30 protein-coding genes are annotated in these 14,720 nt (G+C 66.0%); 29 read left to right on the top strand and 1 reads right to left on the bottom strand.

What is annotated here, in order from left to right; translation table 11 throughout:
- Positions 1-26 precede the first annotated feature (26 nt).
- Positions 27-248, bottom strand: a complete 222-nt coding sequence (locus tag ABZ128_RS09575) for a hypothetical protein (protein WP_356847180.1) — start codon at positions 246-248, stop codon at positions 27-29.
- 47 nt (positions 249-295) lie between these two features.
- Here ABZ128_RS09575 and ABZ128_RS09570 point away from each other — a divergent pair, with 47 nt between their 5' ends.
- From ABZ128_RS09570 to ABZ128_RS09430, 29 genes are all read left to right on the top strand, one after another.
- A complete protein-coding gene (locus ABZ128_RS09570) occupies positions 296-2,254 on the top strand; it encodes an SGNH/GDSL hydrolase family protein (protein ID WP_356847179.1) in 1,959 nt (652 codons plus the stop codon).
- A 79-nt stretch (positions 2,255-2,333) separates the two neighbouring features.
- A complete protein-coding gene (locus ABZ128_RS09565; protein WP_356847178.1) occupies positions 2,334-2,945 on the top strand; it encodes a hypothetical protein in 612 nt (203 codons plus the stop codon).
- Between the two features lie 30 nt (positions 2,946-2,975).
- Positions 2,976-3,215, top strand: coding sequence for a hypothetical protein (locus ABZ128_RS09560; RefSeq protein WP_356847177.1), 240 nt, complete (start codon positions 2,976-2,978; stop codon positions 3,213-3,215).
- 1,008 nt (positions 3,216-4,223) lie between these two features.
- Positions 4,224-4,892 carry a hypothetical protein gene (locus ABZ128_RS09555; protein WP_356847176.1) on the top strand — a complete coding sequence of 223 codons (669 nt, stop codon included), beginning with the start codon at positions 4,224-4,226 and terminating at the stop codon, positions 4,890-4,892.
- Positions 4,893-5,131: 239 nt separating this feature from the next.
- Positions 5,132-5,935, top strand: a complete 804-nt coding sequence (locus tag ABZ128_RS09550; RefSeq protein WP_356847174.1) for a hypothetical protein — start codon at positions 5,132-5,134, stop codon at positions 5,933-5,935.
- Positions 5,932-6,615: a hypothetical protein gene (locus ABZ128_RS09545; RefSeq protein ID WP_356847172.1), complete on the top strand. Its 684-nt coding sequence runs from the start codon at positions 5,932-5,934 to the stop codon at positions 6,613-6,615. Before ABZ128_RS09550 ends, ABZ128_RS09545 begins: the two co-directional genes overlap by 4 nt.
- A complete protein-coding gene (locus tag ABZ128_RS09540) occupies positions 6,612-6,854 on the top strand; it encodes a hypothetical protein (protein ID WP_356847170.1) in 243 nt (80 codons plus the stop codon). The genes ABZ128_RS09545 and ABZ128_RS09540 overlap by 4 nt, the downstream gene beginning before the upstream one ends.
- Before the next feature lie 72 nt (positions 6,855-6,926).
- A complete protein-coding gene (locus ABZ128_RS09535) occupies positions 6,927-7,268 on the top strand; it encodes a hypothetical protein (protein ID WP_356847169.1) in 342 nt (113 codons plus the stop codon).
- Positions 7,269-7,324: 56 nt separating this feature from the next.
- Positions 7,325-7,483, top strand: a complete 159-nt coding sequence (locus tag ABZ128_RS09530; RefSeq protein WP_356847168.1) for a hypothetical protein — start codon at positions 7,325-7,327, stop codon at positions 7,481-7,483.
- A gap of 80 nt (positions 7,484-7,563) precedes the next feature.
- The gene (locus tag ABZ128_RS09525; RefSeq protein ID WP_356847166.1) at positions 7,564-7,719 is read left to right on the top strand and encodes a hypothetical protein; all 156 of its coding nucleotides are present in this window, start codon (positions 7,564-7,566) and stop codon (positions 7,717-7,719) included.
- Positions 7,716-7,928, top strand: a complete 213-nt coding sequence (locus ABZ128_RS09520) for a hypothetical protein (RefSeq protein ID WP_356847164.1) — start codon at positions 7,716-7,718, stop codon at positions 7,926-7,928. Before ABZ128_RS09525 ends, ABZ128_RS09520 begins: the two co-directional genes overlap by 4 nt.
- Complete coding sequence (locus ABZ128_RS09515) at positions 7,925-8,104, top strand: hypothetical protein (protein ID WP_356847163.1); 180 nt, start codon at positions 7,925-7,927, stop codon at positions 8,102-8,104. The genes ABZ128_RS09520 and ABZ128_RS09515 overlap by 4 nt, the downstream gene beginning before the upstream one ends.
- 89 nt (positions 8,105-8,193) lie before the next feature.
- Entirely contained in the window at positions 8,194-8,538 is a 345-nt protein-coding gene (locus ABZ128_RS09510; RefSeq protein ID WP_356847162.1) for a hypothetical protein, read from the top strand.
- Positions 8,539-8,552: 14 nt separating this feature from the next.
- The gene (locus tag ABZ128_RS09505; protein ID WP_356847160.1) at positions 8,553-8,735 is read left to right on the top strand and encodes a hypothetical protein; all 183 of its coding nucleotides are present in this window, start codon (positions 8,553-8,555) and stop codon (positions 8,733-8,735) included.
- Entirely contained in the window at positions 8,729-8,869 is a 141-nt protein-coding gene (locus tag ABZ128_RS09500; RefSeq protein ID WP_356847159.1) for a hypothetical protein, read from the top strand. The genes ABZ128_RS09505 and ABZ128_RS09500 overlap by 7 nt, the downstream gene beginning before the upstream one ends.
- Positions 8,866-9,078, top strand: a complete 213-nt coding sequence (locus tag ABZ128_RS09495) for a hypothetical protein (RefSeq protein WP_356847157.1) — start codon at positions 8,866-8,868, stop codon at positions 9,076-9,078. Before ABZ128_RS09500 ends, ABZ128_RS09495 begins: the two co-directional genes overlap by 4 nt.
- Before the next feature lie 32 nt (positions 9,079-9,110).
- Positions 9,111-9,281: a hypothetical protein gene (locus ABZ128_RS09490; protein WP_356847156.1), complete on the top strand. Its 171-nt coding sequence runs from the start codon at positions 9,111-9,113 to the stop codon at positions 9,279-9,281.
- A complete protein-coding gene (locus tag ABZ128_RS09485) occupies positions 9,278-9,460 on the top strand; it encodes a hypothetical protein (RefSeq protein ID WP_356847154.1) in 183 nt (60 codons plus the stop codon). The genes ABZ128_RS09490 and ABZ128_RS09485 overlap by 4 nt, the downstream gene beginning before the upstream one ends.
- Positions 9,460-9,618, top strand: coding sequence for a hypothetical protein (locus ABZ128_RS09480; protein WP_356847153.1), 159 nt, complete (start codon positions 9,460-9,462; stop codon positions 9,616-9,618). Before ABZ128_RS09485 ends, ABZ128_RS09480 begins: the two co-directional genes overlap by 1 nt.
- Positions 9,615-9,920 carry a hypothetical protein gene (locus ABZ128_RS09475; protein WP_356847152.1) on the top strand — a complete coding sequence of 102 codons (306 nt, stop codon included), beginning with the start codon at positions 9,615-9,617 and terminating at the stop codon, positions 9,918-9,920. The genes ABZ128_RS09480 and ABZ128_RS09475 overlap by 4 nt, the downstream gene beginning before the upstream one ends.
- Positions 9,920-10,141 carry a hypothetical protein gene (locus tag ABZ128_RS09470; protein ID WP_356847151.1) on the top strand — a complete coding sequence of 74 codons (222 nt, stop codon included), beginning with the start codon at positions 9,920-9,922 and terminating at the stop codon, positions 10,139-10,141. The genes ABZ128_RS09475 and ABZ128_RS09470 overlap by 1 nt, the downstream gene beginning before the upstream one ends.
- Positions 10,138-10,635: a hypothetical protein gene (locus ABZ128_RS09465; protein WP_356847150.1), complete on the top strand. Its 498-nt coding sequence runs from the start codon at positions 10,138-10,140 to the stop codon at positions 10,633-10,635. The genes ABZ128_RS09470 and ABZ128_RS09465 overlap by 4 nt, the downstream gene beginning before the upstream one ends.
- Positions 10,632-11,060 (top strand): hypothetical protein, encoded by a 429-nt coding sequence (locus ABZ128_RS09460; RefSeq protein ID WP_356847149.1) that lies wholly within the window; start codon positions 10,632-10,634, stop codon positions 11,058-11,060. The genes ABZ128_RS09465 and ABZ128_RS09460 overlap by 4 nt, the downstream gene beginning before the upstream one ends.
- Positions 11,053-11,682, top strand: a complete 630-nt coding sequence (locus tag ABZ128_RS09455; RefSeq protein WP_356847148.1) for a hypothetical protein — start codon at positions 11,053-11,055, stop codon at positions 11,680-11,682. The genes ABZ128_RS09460 and ABZ128_RS09455 overlap by 8 nt, the downstream gene beginning before the upstream one ends.
- 96 nt (positions 11,683-11,778) lie before the next feature.
- Complete coding sequence (locus ABZ128_RS09450) at positions 11,779-12,489, top strand: hypothetical protein (protein WP_356847147.1); 711 nt, start codon at positions 11,779-11,781, stop codon at positions 12,487-12,489.
- A gap of 88 nt (positions 12,490-12,577) precedes the next feature.
- Positions 12,578-13,081 carry a DNA cytosine methyltransferase gene (locus tag ABZ128_RS09445; protein WP_356847146.1) on the top strand — a complete coding sequence of 168 codons (504 nt, stop codon included), beginning with the start codon at positions 12,578-12,580 and terminating at the stop codon, positions 13,079-13,081.
- Between the two features lie 106 nt (positions 13,082-13,187).
- Positions 13,188-13,655 (top strand): DNA (cytosine-5-)-methyltransferase, encoded by a 468-nt coding sequence (locus tag ABZ128_RS09440; protein ID WP_356847144.1) that lies wholly within the window; start codon positions 13,188-13,190, stop codon positions 13,653-13,655.
- Positions 13,633-13,905, top strand: coding sequence for a hypothetical protein (locus tag ABZ128_RS09435; RefSeq protein WP_356847143.1), 273 nt, complete (start codon positions 13,633-13,635; stop codon positions 13,903-13,905). Before ABZ128_RS09440 ends, ABZ128_RS09435 begins: the two co-directional genes overlap by 23 nt.
- Positions 13,902-14,645, top strand: coding sequence for a phiSA1p31-related protein (locus ABZ128_RS09430; RefSeq protein ID WP_356847142.1), 744 nt, complete (start codon positions 13,902-13,904; stop codon positions 14,643-14,645). Before ABZ128_RS09435 ends, ABZ128_RS09430 begins: the two co-directional genes overlap by 4 nt.
- Positions 14,646-14,720: the final 75 nt, after the last annotated feature.

Here is a 14,720-nt window from a genome sequence, read left to right as displayed (position 1 = left end):
GACCCGACGTCCTTATCGCACTGATCTCAGCGGCGGCCGTAGTGGTCGCCGCTGGGCTCGGCGCGGCCCCCGCACTCGTCGCTCTTCTGCGGCGTACCCGCGTCGCCGTAGCGGAGGACGGTGCGGCGACGCGCCAGACGCTCGACTCCCTGGGCGCCGCTCTCCATGCACGCATCGACGACGTGCGCAGCGACATCGACGACGTCCGAGAGGACGTCACCCGAGTCCGCGAGTGGCAGGCGTGGCACGACGCCGCCCACCTCATATCCGAGTCACCACCTGGAGGTGACGCCACATGAGCATGCCTCCGGGCATCGCAACGGTAACCCTGAACGGTCGCTACGTCCGGCCCGACGGTACACCCCTCGTCGGCACAGTGACCTTCACAGCGCCGGCACTGCTGACCCTGTCGGGTGCGGACACCATCGCAGCCGGATCCGTGACGGTGACGCTCGACCCGTCCGGACAGTTCAGCGTCGTCCTGATCGCCACTGACAACCCGAACAGCCAGCCCACCGGGTGGCTCTACAGCGTCACCGAACGCTTCAAGGACGTCAGCTCCCGGACCTACTCCATCAACCTCCCGCAGGGGACGCCAGCGGTCAACCTTGCCGACATCGCCCCGGCGGATCCGTCCATGGGGACGTATTACCCCGTAGTCGGCCCCGCGGGTTCCAACGGTGCGAACGGCGTGGACGGCCGAACGATCCTTTCCGGGTCCGGTGCTCCCTCGGCAGGCACGGGGGCCGACGGTGATTTCTACATCGACATCGCGGCGTGGTCGATCTACGGCCCGAAGGCAACGACCTGGCCCTCTGGGCATCCACTGAGCGGAACGCCACTCATCTCGTCGGTCAACGGACTGACGGGAACGGTCGTGCTGACGGCCTCTTCCGTCGGCGCGGAGCCGGCTGGAGCAGCCGCCACGGCGCAGACAGCCGCGACCAACGCCGCCAAGACTTACACGGACGGCGCCATTGCGGCTGAGGTGACGCGTGCCAACGGCGCTTACGCCACCGGTTCCGCGTTGGCATCCGCGACGGACCGCATCCTGGTCAACGAGACGGCGATAGCTGCACGTCAGCGGCAGACGATCCGACGTGGAGGCATAGCGGATCTCGCCCTGGCAGACCCGCTCTACTCCGGCACGGCGCCTACGATCACGACGGCGCAGACGACGACTAGCAGCATCACGAGCGCCGTCAAGTACGCGCCTCCGCTGGTGACTCTGGCTGGCACCGATGTCCGCGGAGACTTCCTCTTCCTGGGAGCAACAGACTTCCAGATCGGCGCCTCCGCCCCGGACACGTCCTATGCCCTGCCGACGTCGCGGTACCCGCATACGTACGCGAGTGGGCAGGGATCTTGGGCGTTCGAGTTCGTGACGGACGCGAGCGTCTTCGAGATGCGGTTCAAGTACATCAGCAGCGCGTCTGTCTACAAGCTGAGCATCGACGGCAAGCCCCTGACGGCCACCCCCGTAAGCATTGGCGGGACGACGACCGGATCCGGGCACATGCTCAAGGTGGACTTCGGCTCGTCGGCGGTTCGTCGCGTGCGCTTCGATCTCTACACCGTCCCGTTCGGCGGTATCTACATCGGCCCGTCTGCCTCGCTTTGGCGGCCGGTGACGGCTCGTGGACGGCTCATGGTGCTCGGGGACAGCATCACCGACGGCAGCACGCAGAACGCCGGCGGAGGAACGGGGACGTGGCTCTACAAGGCCGCACGCATGCTTGGCGTGACTGACGTCTGGGACCAGGCGCGCGGAGGAACGGGGTACATAACGGCTGGCTCGTACGCCATCTTCGGTGATCGCCTGGCGGCTGACGTCACGGCGTACTCACCGGACGTGCTGATCATCAAGGGTGGTTACAACGACAACACGGGGTCGCAGTCGGCTATCTCGACTGCCGCAGCCTCCCTCTACTCCGCAGCGAAGACGGCGCTCCCGAACACTCAGATCATCGTGACCGGCCCCATCGCACCGACGGCCACGCCGGCGACGAGCATCACAACCACGGACACGACCCTGCGCACGGCAGCGACGGCCGCGGGACTCCCGTACATCTCTCTCGTGACGGGCGACACCCGCAACGGCGGGGGAACGGTCGTCAGCTCGCAAAGCCCTTACATCACGTCGGCCAACGCTTCGACGGCGATCGGCGTCGATGGCGTACACCCGACGGATGCGGGGCACGCCGAGCTTGCCCGGTGGATGGTGCGGGCCCTGACCCCGATCCTGCCGCTGTAGGAATCTTGCAGGTGATCTGAACAACTGAGGCTCTCCACCCCATAACCCCTGCGTCACCAACCGTAGGGGAGAGGGACGCATGAACATCGGCATCATCGGCCGGGCACGGAGCGGCAAGGACACCGCGGGTCAGTGGCTCGTCGACAACCGCGGGTATGAACGTGTGGCGTTTGCGGACCCGCTGAAGGCTGCCGCGCTGAAGCTGGACCCGATCGTGGGTGTGGAGCGGGCCGGTACCGACGACCGAAACGTGTCGCTGACTGTGCGCCTGTCGGACTACGTCGTGATGCGCGGATGGGAGGCGGCCAAGGAGGTGCCGGAGGTTCGCCGAACCCTTCAGGAGCTCGGCGCCTCCATGCGCGCCGTGGACCCGGAGGTCTGGCTCCGCGCCGGCCTGGCCCGTGCGTACGAGGTGAACCGCAACTTCGGACGCCCGGCGGTTATCACTGACGTCCGGTACCTGAACGAGGCAGTCAGCCTGAAGAACGCCGGCTTCAAGCTGATCCACATCGACCGCCCCGGGGTCCCGCACCTGGAGCACGAGTCGGAAGGCGCCCTTGGCCCGGAGGACGCCCACTTCATGATCCGTAATGACGGCAACCTGACGGCCTTCTGGGCGCGCCTGGAGCTCATCGCGGACGAGATCACCGCCCTTGAGTCCGCCCGTCACTATGCACGATCCCACTCCTGAAAGGACCCCATGAGGAAGCTCATCAGCCGCGTGACTAGCGCTGCCAACAGCGCCGTCCTTCGCGCCTACATCGCACTCCAGATCTTCGCCGCGCAGGAGCCGGTCAGGATCCGCGCGGGACTCGCGTCAGTGATCCTCGCGGCAGGCGCATGGACGGGCCTCGACGTCAGCGGCTACCTGGAGCAAGCCGCCGTCATCGGTGCCATCGCCCTCCCCGTCCTCGTCGGAGAGTCGACGAGAAAGCGCGTCAGTCCGTCGTACGACCAGTGACAAAAAGTGCCACCTCAAAGCCCCCGTTCTCCCAGACCAGGGAGGGCGGGGGCTTTTTTCGTTTCCAGGGCATGACCATGGATACGTAACGCGCATGACATGATCTACACGAGCGGAAGGTGACGTGCGTCACGTGGCGGGTTACACACGCCAGGCAGCGGGCATACAGGCACCTGCACGCCCCGTGCGCAGTCCGTGAGTGCACTTACGGATGGATCCGATTTGGGACATCTGGGCGTACCCTGACGATCATGCCGACCTCACCCGGCGCTTTGGTAGAGATCCTTACGGCCGCATGGTCGCGGATTAGGGCTGACCTCCCTGCACTACCAGAGGCGCATCTAGAAGTAGTACCCAAGCCTGCACTCGTGCTTCATCCGCAAGGACGATGGAGTTTGGACTCGAACAACGTCCTGCACGGCGTTCGCGTCAGCGCTCATCAAGTAGCGGCCGGGCCGGAAGAGGTCGTGACTGCACTCCTCCACGAGGCGGCCCACGTGCTGTGCTGGACCCGGGGCCTGAGAGATACCACCGTACGTGGCCGCTACCACAACGAGGCGTTTCTCAATGCCGCCGAAGAGGTAGGACTTGACTGGCCCGAAGATCAGCCCCGGGATCCGGCACGCGGCTTCGCTGACGTGGTGATGTCTGAAAAGGCCCAACAGCGGCACGCTGACGATCTCGCGGCCCTAGCTTCCCTCCCTCCGGTGCCGGTTGCGCCCCCAGAGCGGGCCAGGGCGGGAAGGGCGGACAAGATTAGCGCTCAGTGCGGGTGCACACCTCCCCGCCGGATCTGGCTTGCTCAGTCGAAGCTCGACATCGGTCCGATTGTCTGCGGCATCTGTGGGAAGTCTTTCACGTAACCGTCACAGGGCGCCCTTGCCAGGGCGCCCTAAGGTGCCGCTACTCTGTGCATACGCCGACCTGAGGAGCTTACGCATGTCCCCCTCGACTGACCCTGTCCGCCGGAGCGGACGTGGAGCGGCCGTTGACCGGACGGACACTCCCATGATCGACCTGGAGCACGAATCCACTGAGGCACTGGTGGCCCGAGGCATCGCCTCTCTCAAGCGGCATCAGCAGATCAGCGGTGAGCAAACAGTCCTCCTCCGCAACGTCGCGCGTGTGCTCGTCGAAATGAGGCGGAGAACCGGTAACTGGGGCGGACGAGGCAAGGAGTACCGCGACTTCGCGGCCAGAATCTACAGCGGCGCCGGCATCGCGCCAGACAGTCTCGACAGCGTCCAGGCGGCCGTCAGGTACCACATCGGCAACATCCTCCGGGAGGTCGCGACACCGGAGGAGCTGGAGGACCACAAGCTCCAGCCACTTGGACCGTCGGAGCGGTGGCGCGTCCAGCAGAAGTCCCGTACAGCCGTAATCGCGTCTGCGCGGGCGGAGATCGTAGCCGCTGAAGTCATCGCGAAGGCGCCGGCCAAGACCAAGGGGAAGAAGCAGACGGAGCAGTCGTCACCGCCGGCTCCTCCTGTGGGCTCGCTCGTCGCCGACCACATCCGCCTGGCCACAGGCGTGGCGTCCATCCTGAGTCAGCTCTCCACCGACGTCATCGACGGCATGACCGACGGACAGCGGGCCAGACTCGACGCGCAGCTTGAAGCAGCGCAGAAGACTTTGACCAAGCTGCGTCGCCACAGTCGCCGCAAGTCAGAGGCCTGATCCGCCTCCACTTCGCGTACGTCCACCGCGTCAACCGGGCCGAAGTACCAAACCTGACCCCTTATTTCATTTTCTCTATAGCGCGTTAGAGAGAAGTTGAAAAAGGGGGTCAGATTGGTACTTCGGCCCTCGGTCGGTCCTGCGGGGGACGTCGACGAAAGATCTTGACGCAGCCCTGAACATCCGGCGGCGCCCACCCCATAACCCCTGTGTCAGAGAGAGACAGACACGGAGGGCAGATGGCCGGAGTAAGCACGATCCAGAGGAGCGGCTCCCGCTTCTACATAGACCCGCAAGACGCTCACGTGAAGGTGCCCGGCGTGACGAGCGTCGTCGGGATGCTGCCGAAGGACTTCCTGACCTTCTGGGCCGCGAAGCAGTCGGCGGAGGCAGCCGTCACCAACTGGGACATTGTCAGCGAGCTCTGCCGGCGAGACCCCCAGGGCGCCATTGACTACCTGAAGAACGCGCACCGACGGACGAGCAAGGCTGCTGCCGACCTCGGCTCGACGGCGCACGACCTCTTCGAGCGCCAGGCGCGTGGCGAGGTGATCAAGCTTCGTCACGTGCACGTCGACGTCAAGCCACACGTCCAGTGGTTCGATCAGTTCCTTCAGGAGATACAGCCGAAGTTCCTCCACATGGAGGAGACAGTCTGGTCGGACACATACGGCTACGCCGGAAGCTTCGACGCCATCGCGGAAGTGGACGGCGAAGTCGTCGTCCTCGACTGGAAGACGTCGAAGTCGGTGTATGACTCCGTCGCTCTTCAGCTCAGCGCCTACCGCTACGCGGACCGGATCATCCGGGCGTCCGACGGAGAGAGCATCCCCATGCCGGACCTTGTGGGCGGTGCCGTCCTTCACGTCCGCTCCGAGGGCTGGAAGCTCGTGCCTGTCGAGTGCGGCCCGAAGGTCTTCGAAGCGTTCAAGGCCCTCCGCCAGGTCTTCGACTGGGAGGCCGAAGGCAAGAAGAAGGTCGTTGGTCGGCCCATCGCAGCCGGCGGAGAGATGGAGACCGGGACGCAGCGGAGGGCGGCGTGAGGTACGGCGAGCAGATCGAGTTCTTCGGCGGCTACGTCCTGCACAACGAAGAGCCGCATTACGTAGAGCTGGGCCTCAAGGCAGGTCCCTTCCGCACGTCCACCGCCTTCGTGCAGTGTGCCGACGAGGATGCCGAGGTCTTTGGTCCCTCCCTCAGCCGCATTCGGGCTGCTCGACAGACGGTCGGCCTGCGCATGGACCGCCAGGTGTGGGAGGCCCTACTCACGGCCGCGACTGAGGACCAGACGGCCAAGTGCAGGCACACGGTGGCAGAGCTCCGGCGGGAGCGGGACGAGGCGAAGCGCTCAACGGCGGACCTAAGCCGACGCTTGCGGGAGGCGCTCGACCAGCGAAACGTGTGGAAAGAGTCCTTCGCGCGGACCGACGAAGATGTTGTTCAGCCTCTCCGCCGTGAGCTGCGCGAGGCACGCGAGAAGAACGCGGCGCTCGTGGCGGAGGTGCGCGCGGCACGAGCAGCCATACGCCGGGAGCCGGCTCGCATGGTCATCCACACGACGGCCGACGAGAAGCGGGATTGGGTGTCATCCGACCTCGTTACCGCTGACGTGCTGGCGAAGATCGGAGCGACGGCGCCTGTTGGCTCCCTCGTGGATGACTTGAAGAACGTCATCGTCAGCCAGGCGCGGGAAATCGCGCGACTGAAGGGGGAGAGCGAATGAGCGTCCGCATCGAGACTGCCGACGAGGCACAGAAGCGCCGCGAGTGTGAAGCCGTAGCGGCCCTCGTCGGCGCAGTACTGCTGCTTCCTCTGGAGGCGTGGGCGCTGATGGTCGTCATCGGCGCTCTCCACGGGCTCTTTGCCCCGGTGGCGCTCGTCGGGTACGGCACGGCCGTGCTGCTGGTGCTGGGAATCGACCTGACGGCGCACATGAGCAGGAAGTTCCGCACGAGCAAGTAGCGCGAGGCACACACGTAACGAGGGGCGTCCACGTGGCGCCCCTCTTTCACGCATGCGCAGGGGAGAGAGCACGTGGAGAACATCTACTACAGCCCCGAGAAGTTCGGCCTGGAGGAACTGGGGGAGGTCGACACCGCGGACTCTTACGAGTTCTGCAAGTTCGTCGCCTGGCACCGGCCGGCGGATGGCGCAGTGTTCTGGTCCACGGACAGCGGGTGTTCCTGTCCGACACCGTTCGAAGGCCTGGAAAGCGTCGATGAGCTGGAGCGCGCCACCGACGTGGCGCAGTTCGCCAAGGACGCGCGGGCGTGGCTGCGCAGCTCGTACGACACGAGCGCCGCTGACCGTGATGCGCTGGAGAGCATCATTCGAAAGGTGCGTCGACTGGCGCAAAGGCTGGAGGTGACAGCGTGACCCCCGGACAGCGCATTTTCCTAGCCCTCGTAATCCTGGCTGTGCCGCTGTTCGTGTTGTCCCTAGCAGCGTGCGACGAGTCCCCGCCCACGCAGCCGGGGACCACGGTCGAACTGGACATCGACCACCCCAAGACGAAGACAGTCCCCACGACCAAGCCCAAGCTCAAGCCCAAGCCGCCCACACCGGCGAAGAAGACGGGGAGCCGGCGATGAGCGACGAGCGCAGCCCTGACTACTGCTGGACGCACGGCTGCATGCGCGGCCAGTGCCCGACGCCGCACTGAAGGAGCTATGTGACTGCCACTGACTTGATCAAGGCTCTTGACGCGATCAAAGCAGAGCGTCGGGACGGCAACTCCGTCGACGACGCTGACGTCTGGTTCAACTGTGGTGTCGACGCTGCGGAAGCCGCCGTGCGGATTCTGCTGGAAGGACCGAGCATCCGATGACCCCCGATGAGTACGCCGCAGCCCTGGAGGCAGAGCGGGCTGCGCGCATCGAGCGTGTCCGATACGTCGTCGTGCCCGACGGTGACGCTTTTCTCTTGACCCGACGCAATGGCGCCCGTCAGTCGCGGGGCGTCGCGTGGTACGTCTCCCAGGAGACGGCGGATCTTGCCGCAGCGCTACTGAATCGCCTGAAGGAGGACGAGGCATGACCCTCGAAGAGCACGCCCGTGCCATCGAAGCGGCGATCCAGGCTGCCGCGGATGACGGGTTCGAGCTGGATGACGGAAGCGGCGGCGAACTCTACTGCGTGGAGCTCAACGTCGTGCAGAACGGCCAGTTCGTAGGTGATCCCCTGGAGATCTGCATTCCGCCGGTCACCTACTAACGCAAACCACATACGCAACACCTAGCCCCCGGTTGCTTCGGCGCCGGGGGCTTTCGGCGTGTACCCACACAGCAGAGGAGAGAGCGTTCATGTTCTTCCACTACAGCCAGAACAACAGCGGCGGCGGTTTCACCTTCGACGCCCGCGCCGGGATCAGCGTCAACGTGATTGTGGAGGCGGAGTCCGCGGCGGTCGCCAACGCTCGTGCCGAGGAAATCGGTCTCTACTTCGACGGCGCTGGTGACTGCCAGTGCTGCGGGGATCGCTGGGGTGAGCAGTGGAGTGACTCCCGTGGTACGGCCACTCCGCAGGTCTACGGCGAGCCCGTACTGGGCCACGTGAGCCACTACCGGTGGATGAAGACCGGAAGGGCCGAGACCTTCGTGCACTACGCGGACGGCCGCGTGCAGGGCTTCGACTTCGGCACCAAGTAGCAGAGGAGATAACCGTGAAGCGCTCATCCACCATCCACACCGCTGACGGTTCGACCGTCACAGTTCGGCCGCACGGGAACCACGCCTACGACCTGGAGACGAGGAACCCGAAGGGCGAGACCATCGCGACCGTGGTCATGTCCGCCGCGGACCTCCAGGCCCTCGTCAACCAAGCGGAGGTGATCCTCCCGTGGTGACCGCGGAGGAGCTCCTCGTCCGTCGGCTTGCGCATCTTCTCCTGAAGTCGCGCGGCGGGACGTACCAGAGCAACGAGCGCGACGCGAAGGCCATGGTCGCGCGGGTCAAGGACGAGTGGAGGGGCTACCGGTGAGCACGCAGGCGAAGCTGACGGAGTTCCTCCAGGACTACGCCCGCCTCGACGCCGGAGACGCGTCGCTCTTCGCGGAACGGTTCCTGACGCAGCACGCGCACGAACTAGCCGTGCGCATCCGGGTCTACGACTACGACCCGGGAGAGGTCGGCCCTGTGCACCTGGCGTTCGTCGCTGCCGCCAATCTGATCGACCCGGAGGCGTCATGAGCGCTTGGTCACGTCTCGTAGCTAAGGCCGACATGGAGGAGCTGGAAGAGCTGAGCGCCGCACTCCTGGAGATCCAGCGTGAAACGTCGCGGCGGAACGCAGCGCGCATCCGTGCGTGGGAGCGCGCATCGCTAACGCTCCTTCCGCTGGAGCGCGGGGCCGCGAAGGGTGCGGCAAGCCTGATCGACCCGGAGGAGCAGTGACCCACATCGACCCCGGAGACCTCTCCGACGAAGCGCGTATGACGGAAGGTGCGGTTCGGCGGCTGGAGCTCTTCCGCGCCGCCCACACGGCAGTGACGGCGTACGCGTGGGGCGAGACCCCTGGCGTCACGGACGTGATCAGAGTGGCCGAATTTCTGGCGGACGGAGAGAGGGACTGATGGCGAAAATCACCGCAACGGCGACGTACACCGTTGAGCTGACCGCGCGGGAGCTGGACATCATCCGCGTAGCACTGGGGCTTGTGCGCGACTTCGGCGACGTTGCCGATTGGGACGAAGCGGGAGTCCTGCGTGACGCCCTGGAGGTGAGGGCGTGACCATGGCCGACCTCGTGGCAGCCGGCGCCCCGGCTCTGCCCGCGCCGCTCTTCTACCGCGTGCGCCTGGAGACGCCCAGCATGTGGGGGCTTATCCGCGTCGAAATCCGTGAGCCCTGGCTCGTCGGGTCGCTTCAGATGGCGTGCGTCCGCGTGTCCCTCCACGACTTCCCCGACGAGTTGTCTGCCGTCGTGCGCGGCTGTCAGCTCGCGGTGGAGGACCTGGAGCGCCGAAGCAGGGTGCGCCGCCGGGCAAAGGGCGTTGTAGAGAGCTTGGCCGGAGATCACGGGAAGGGGAAGTGATGGAGGGCGACGGTAAGACGAGCTCAGCCGACGAGGTACGGCATCTTGTCGCGGTGGCCATGCTTGACCTGGCAGGGGTGCTGACCCCGATCTACGACGCCGCCGACGGAATGAAGCGTGAGCTGGAGGCGCGCGGGTGGTCACCCACCCTGGCGGAGCAGGCGGCCGGCGTGTGGCTCTGCGGAATTTTGGCTTCGTTCTCGACCGGGGGCCGCAAGTGAGTCATGCCAATCCGTTCCTGGGCGATTTCGCCCTGACGAAGATCCGCGGCGTGGCCGGTGCCTTCGTCGGCGCCGGCCAGTGGCTCGTAGGCGATGGTGCGCCTGTCCACCATGCCTTCGTCTACGTCGGCGCCGGTCAGGTCGTCCAAGCCATGCCCGGCGGGGCGGAGCTGATACCGCTGGAGGAAGCATCCCCTGTGGTGGCGTGGTCGACGGGCCGTATCCCGCTGACGACCGACCAGCGGTTCGGCATCCGAGACGAAGCGCGATCGCTTGTCGGGACGCCGTACAGCTTCCTCGACTACGCCTCCATAGCTGCGGCTCGCTTCCACGTACGCCCGCGGCTCGTTCGTGACTTCGTGGCGTCGACGGGGCACATGATCTGCTCACAGCTCGTGGACGAGGTCTACAAGCGGGCCGGCGTGCACCTCTTTGACGACGGACGACTTCCCGGGGACGTGACGCCGGGGGATCTCTGGAGGCTGGTGAAGTGAGCGTCGCCAACCCCCGCCGCTACACCCTGGCTGACGCCATCCGCGATGACTTTGAGAGACGGCACCCGCGCGGGAAGAACACACTCCTGTGCGACCGCTGCCGTCGCCGACTGGACCGGGAGGAGTTCCGCGAGACGCCATGGCACGGGCGCGCCGTTGCCTGCAATCGGTGTGAGGGTGGTGGCTACGCCCGGATCCGCGAGGAACGCACTTACTGGGAACTGGCGCAGGCCAGGGAGAAGCTCCGCGCCTACCAGCGCTACGCGCGGGCGCTGCAACTTCGGCTGCTACTGAAGTCAGGTCCGACATCCGCGGAGGCGTTCCGGGCCCACAGCGAGCCGTTTGAGCGGGCGGTGTCACGCAAGGCACACATGTGGTCGGCCTTCATCGCGCAGGCCGTCAGAGAGGCGGAGAGCGGTGTCTGAGCGTACTCGCGACGAGCGCATAGAGGCGTACTACGACGAAAGCGCACGGTCCCTGGCAACGTCGCTCGTCGACGCGGAGGACGAGGCGGCGCGGCTGCGGGCGGCCCTCGTGGAGCTGGACAGCCGGTTGTCGTGGCACACGACGTGTCGTACGTGCTCCAGGATCCTCGACTCGGCGTACGAAGAGACGATCCGCGCTGAACGCGCCGAAGGTGAGCGCAACCGCTACCGCCTCGCCTGGCTCTCCGCCCGCGGACGCGCAGCCGACGCCTACACCTACGGTGCGGAGGCCATGGACCGGAAGGCGGCGGAGATCGCAACGCTGTCCGCAGAGCTGCGCCGGCACAGGGCCTTCGCTGACGAGGTGCGCCGGGTGCGCGGCAAGACAATGTGCGCTGAGACCCCGCGGGATCTCCTGGAGTCTCACCTTCTCCCCGTCTACGGCTCCCTGCACGAGCTGGAGGACGCCGAACGCGAGCGCCGTCCTTTCGTCCCACGAGCGGAGCGCGAGTACGCGGCCAACCGTGAGTGCACTTACGGACCCCCTCGGCTGGAGTGCGCAGGCACGGAGGAAGACGGCTCGACGGTGTGGTGCCTCGGGTCGGACGTCGACGGAAGTTAGTCCTCCCGACCTGAACATCCGGCCGACCCCACCCCATAACAAGTGTGTGAGCAGGACGGGACGCTCACATAAGACACTCACGCTGGAGGCACACTCTTGGCAGACAACATTCGCCGCATCTGGGAGACGGACCCCGACTCGAAGCCGCGCGAGCGGCAGTTCTCGAATGACTTCGTTGGGCGATTCCGGTCCGGTCGCCTCGTTGGGAAGCAGCCGGAAGCACTGAGCGAGTGGCGTGTGACGACGGGGGATCCGGTCGTCGCCGCGGAGATCGCGCGGCTCATGGGCGGTGACCCGGAGGAGTGGGACACCGACAAGGAAGACAACATCGAGATCCTCACCGACTCCTCGTCGATAGAGATCATCATCGAGTCGTCCGACAAGATCGACGCGTCGATGAAGCTGTTCGGCATGACCGGCCTCGTCCACCACTGCGACGGCGTGGAATTCCTCTCGCCGGACGAGGACAAGGGCACGCCGTGCGGCTGCCCGCCGCTGCTTCAGGACCGCAAGGACAAGGCGAAGGCGGGGCGCGGACCGAAGCCGTCCATCGATGTGGTTTTCAAGCTGGCTAAGGCGCCGGACCTGGGGCTCTTCCGCTTCAACAGCGGTTCGTGGGAGCTCGTCAAGGTGCTGCACAACGTCCTCGCCGACGTCGACGCCTACGACGGTCCGGTCCGCGCGACGCTCGCGATCGAGAACGTGTCGTACACGACGAAGGCCGGCCGGGACGTCTCGTACAACAAGCCCGTGGTGACGGTGCTGGGCGCGGCGGAGGCTGCTGCCCCGCTCGCCGACGCCGCCTAGCGGCTACGAACTGCGCCCGCTCCTCCCGAATTGCAGTCGGGAGGGGCGGGCGTACTCACGATTCTACGCACACTGAAGAGGAGAGAGGATGCCGATTCTTGAGCTGTGCGCCGGATACGGCGGACTTGGAATCGCAGTCGAGCAGCTCACGGGGGACCGCGTCACCGTCGTAGCTGAGGTGCACGGAGCGGCCTGCCAGGTGATGGCGTACCGCTTCCCTGACGCACCGAACATCGGTGACATCCGATACCAATCGTGGGGCGTGCTGCTCGACGAAGGCATCGACACCATTACAGCCGGCTTTCCGTGCCAGGGCATCAGCAACGCCGGACGGCGTGAGGGGATCAAAGATGAGCGCTCCGGAATCTGGTTCAACGTTGCTGAAGCCATACGGGTTCTTCGACCGCGACACGTCTTCCTGGAGAACGTGGGAGCACTCCGAAATCGGGGACAAGCAGCAGTGCTCACATCGCTTCACGACATCGGGTATGACGCGCGGTGGACGACTCTACGAGCTTCCGACATCGGGGCTCCGCATCATCGAGACCGCTGGTTCTGCGTTGCCACACCTGCCGACGCCGACCGTAGCTGACGCCTACCGCGGACCTGACTACGCAAAGCGGGACCGTAAGGGAAGCGGCGGGGACGACCTTGTTACGGCCGTCTGCCGCCTGTTCCCGAGGGAGAAGGCGGAGAAGTTGTTCAAGACGCCGACCGCCAATCTGGCCAACAACGGGAGCGCCCAGCACCCGGACAAGCGCAAGGCAGGCGGGCATGGGCCCACTCTGGAGGACGAGGTCTGTTTCCTGCTGAACGTCAGCCCGGATGACGAGCTCCCTGACGACGGGCCGCACTCGCCGGCCGAGTGGTGGGGAGAGTTCGCTACGGCTGTCTACCGGTGGGAGGTCATCCGCGGAACGGCCGCCCCGGTCCCGATCATGCGCGGCCCGCGCGGGGGTCTGAAGTTGGCCCCCAAGTTCGCTGAATGGCTGATGGGCCTGGAGCCCGGATGGGTCACCGATGTCCCGGGCCTCACACACAAAGAACAGCTGGGCCGCATCGGGAACGGCGTGGTGCCTCACCAGGCGTACCACGCGTTCCGCTGGCTCATGTCACACGACGCACTCACGGAGGAGAGTACCAATGGGCAAGGCCCGACTGACTGACTTCACCGGAGCGGAGATCCGCCCCGGCGTCCTGATCGCCTACCCGACGCGCCAGGGGAACCGGGTGCGGAACTCGGAGGCGGTCGTTCTGGAGACGAAGAGCGACAAGCAGTCGGGGCGCGTCGTCCCGATGCTGCGGGTCAAGCCGACCGGGCGGGACAGCGGGTTCATCGCCCGCGCGACGCTCATGGAGCGCACCGTCAGCGCCGAACACGTCGTCGTCATCGGCATCGCGGAGGAGAGCAAGTGACGGAGCCGCTGAAGATCGGCGAGCGGGTACGGGTGCTGGACTCGTTCGACGGTGAGGTTACTTACGGCCCGTTCAAGAGCTCCTTCGGCCGCTACACCATGTATGTGGTGAAGGACGGATCCGGTGTGGAGCGCTCGCAGACAGACTCGGATCTGAAGCCACTGCCGAAGTTCGCCATCGGTGACGAGGTGCGTAACCCCCTGGTCGGCATCCGCGGCTCGATCGTTGCCGGTCCGTTCATCGCCACGGGCGACGGTGAGCCGTACTGGATCGTCGAGCAGCCGGACGGGCGCCACTCGACGCCACGTGAGGACGGCCTCACGAGGGTGGAGGCGCCGGCCGAGCCCCGGGAAGTCAAGGTAGGTGACCGCGTGCGGGTCGTCCGCGCCACGTACGCATCACTTAGCCATGGGAGGACAGGGGAGGTGACCGACGTTGGTCTCGACTGGCGGTCGCATCGGGGCGACCCCCACCCGTTCAGGGTGAAGCTCGACGACGGAGACACGCTCTACGTTGCAGAGGTTGAGCTCCTGGACGAGGTGGCGGCCAACACCTACACACACGACGGCGTGACGTACGACCTGGACGCGGAGTACCGCGACAAGGACGGCGACACGTGGCGGTTCGTAGCCGTCCAGGGCGTACCGCGCGGCGGGATGAACGGGCGGCGCGACATCGACGAGTACAGCGACTCCCTGATGTCGGTAGTCGGCTACTACGGCCCCCTGACCAAGATCTAACCGCCCCGCCCTCAGCCCCCGGTGACTACGGTCCCGGGGGCTTTCGGCGTAGGACCACACGACGGAGGAGAGAGC

Source organism: Streptomyces sp. NPDC006326 (assembly GCF_040612915.1).
Lineage (GTDB): Bacteria > Actinomycetota > Actinomycetes > Streptomycetales > Streptomycetaceae > Streptomyces.
The sequence above is the reverse complement of the archived record's forward strand: the minus strand, read 5'-3'. Positions and strand labels throughout refer to the sequence as shown.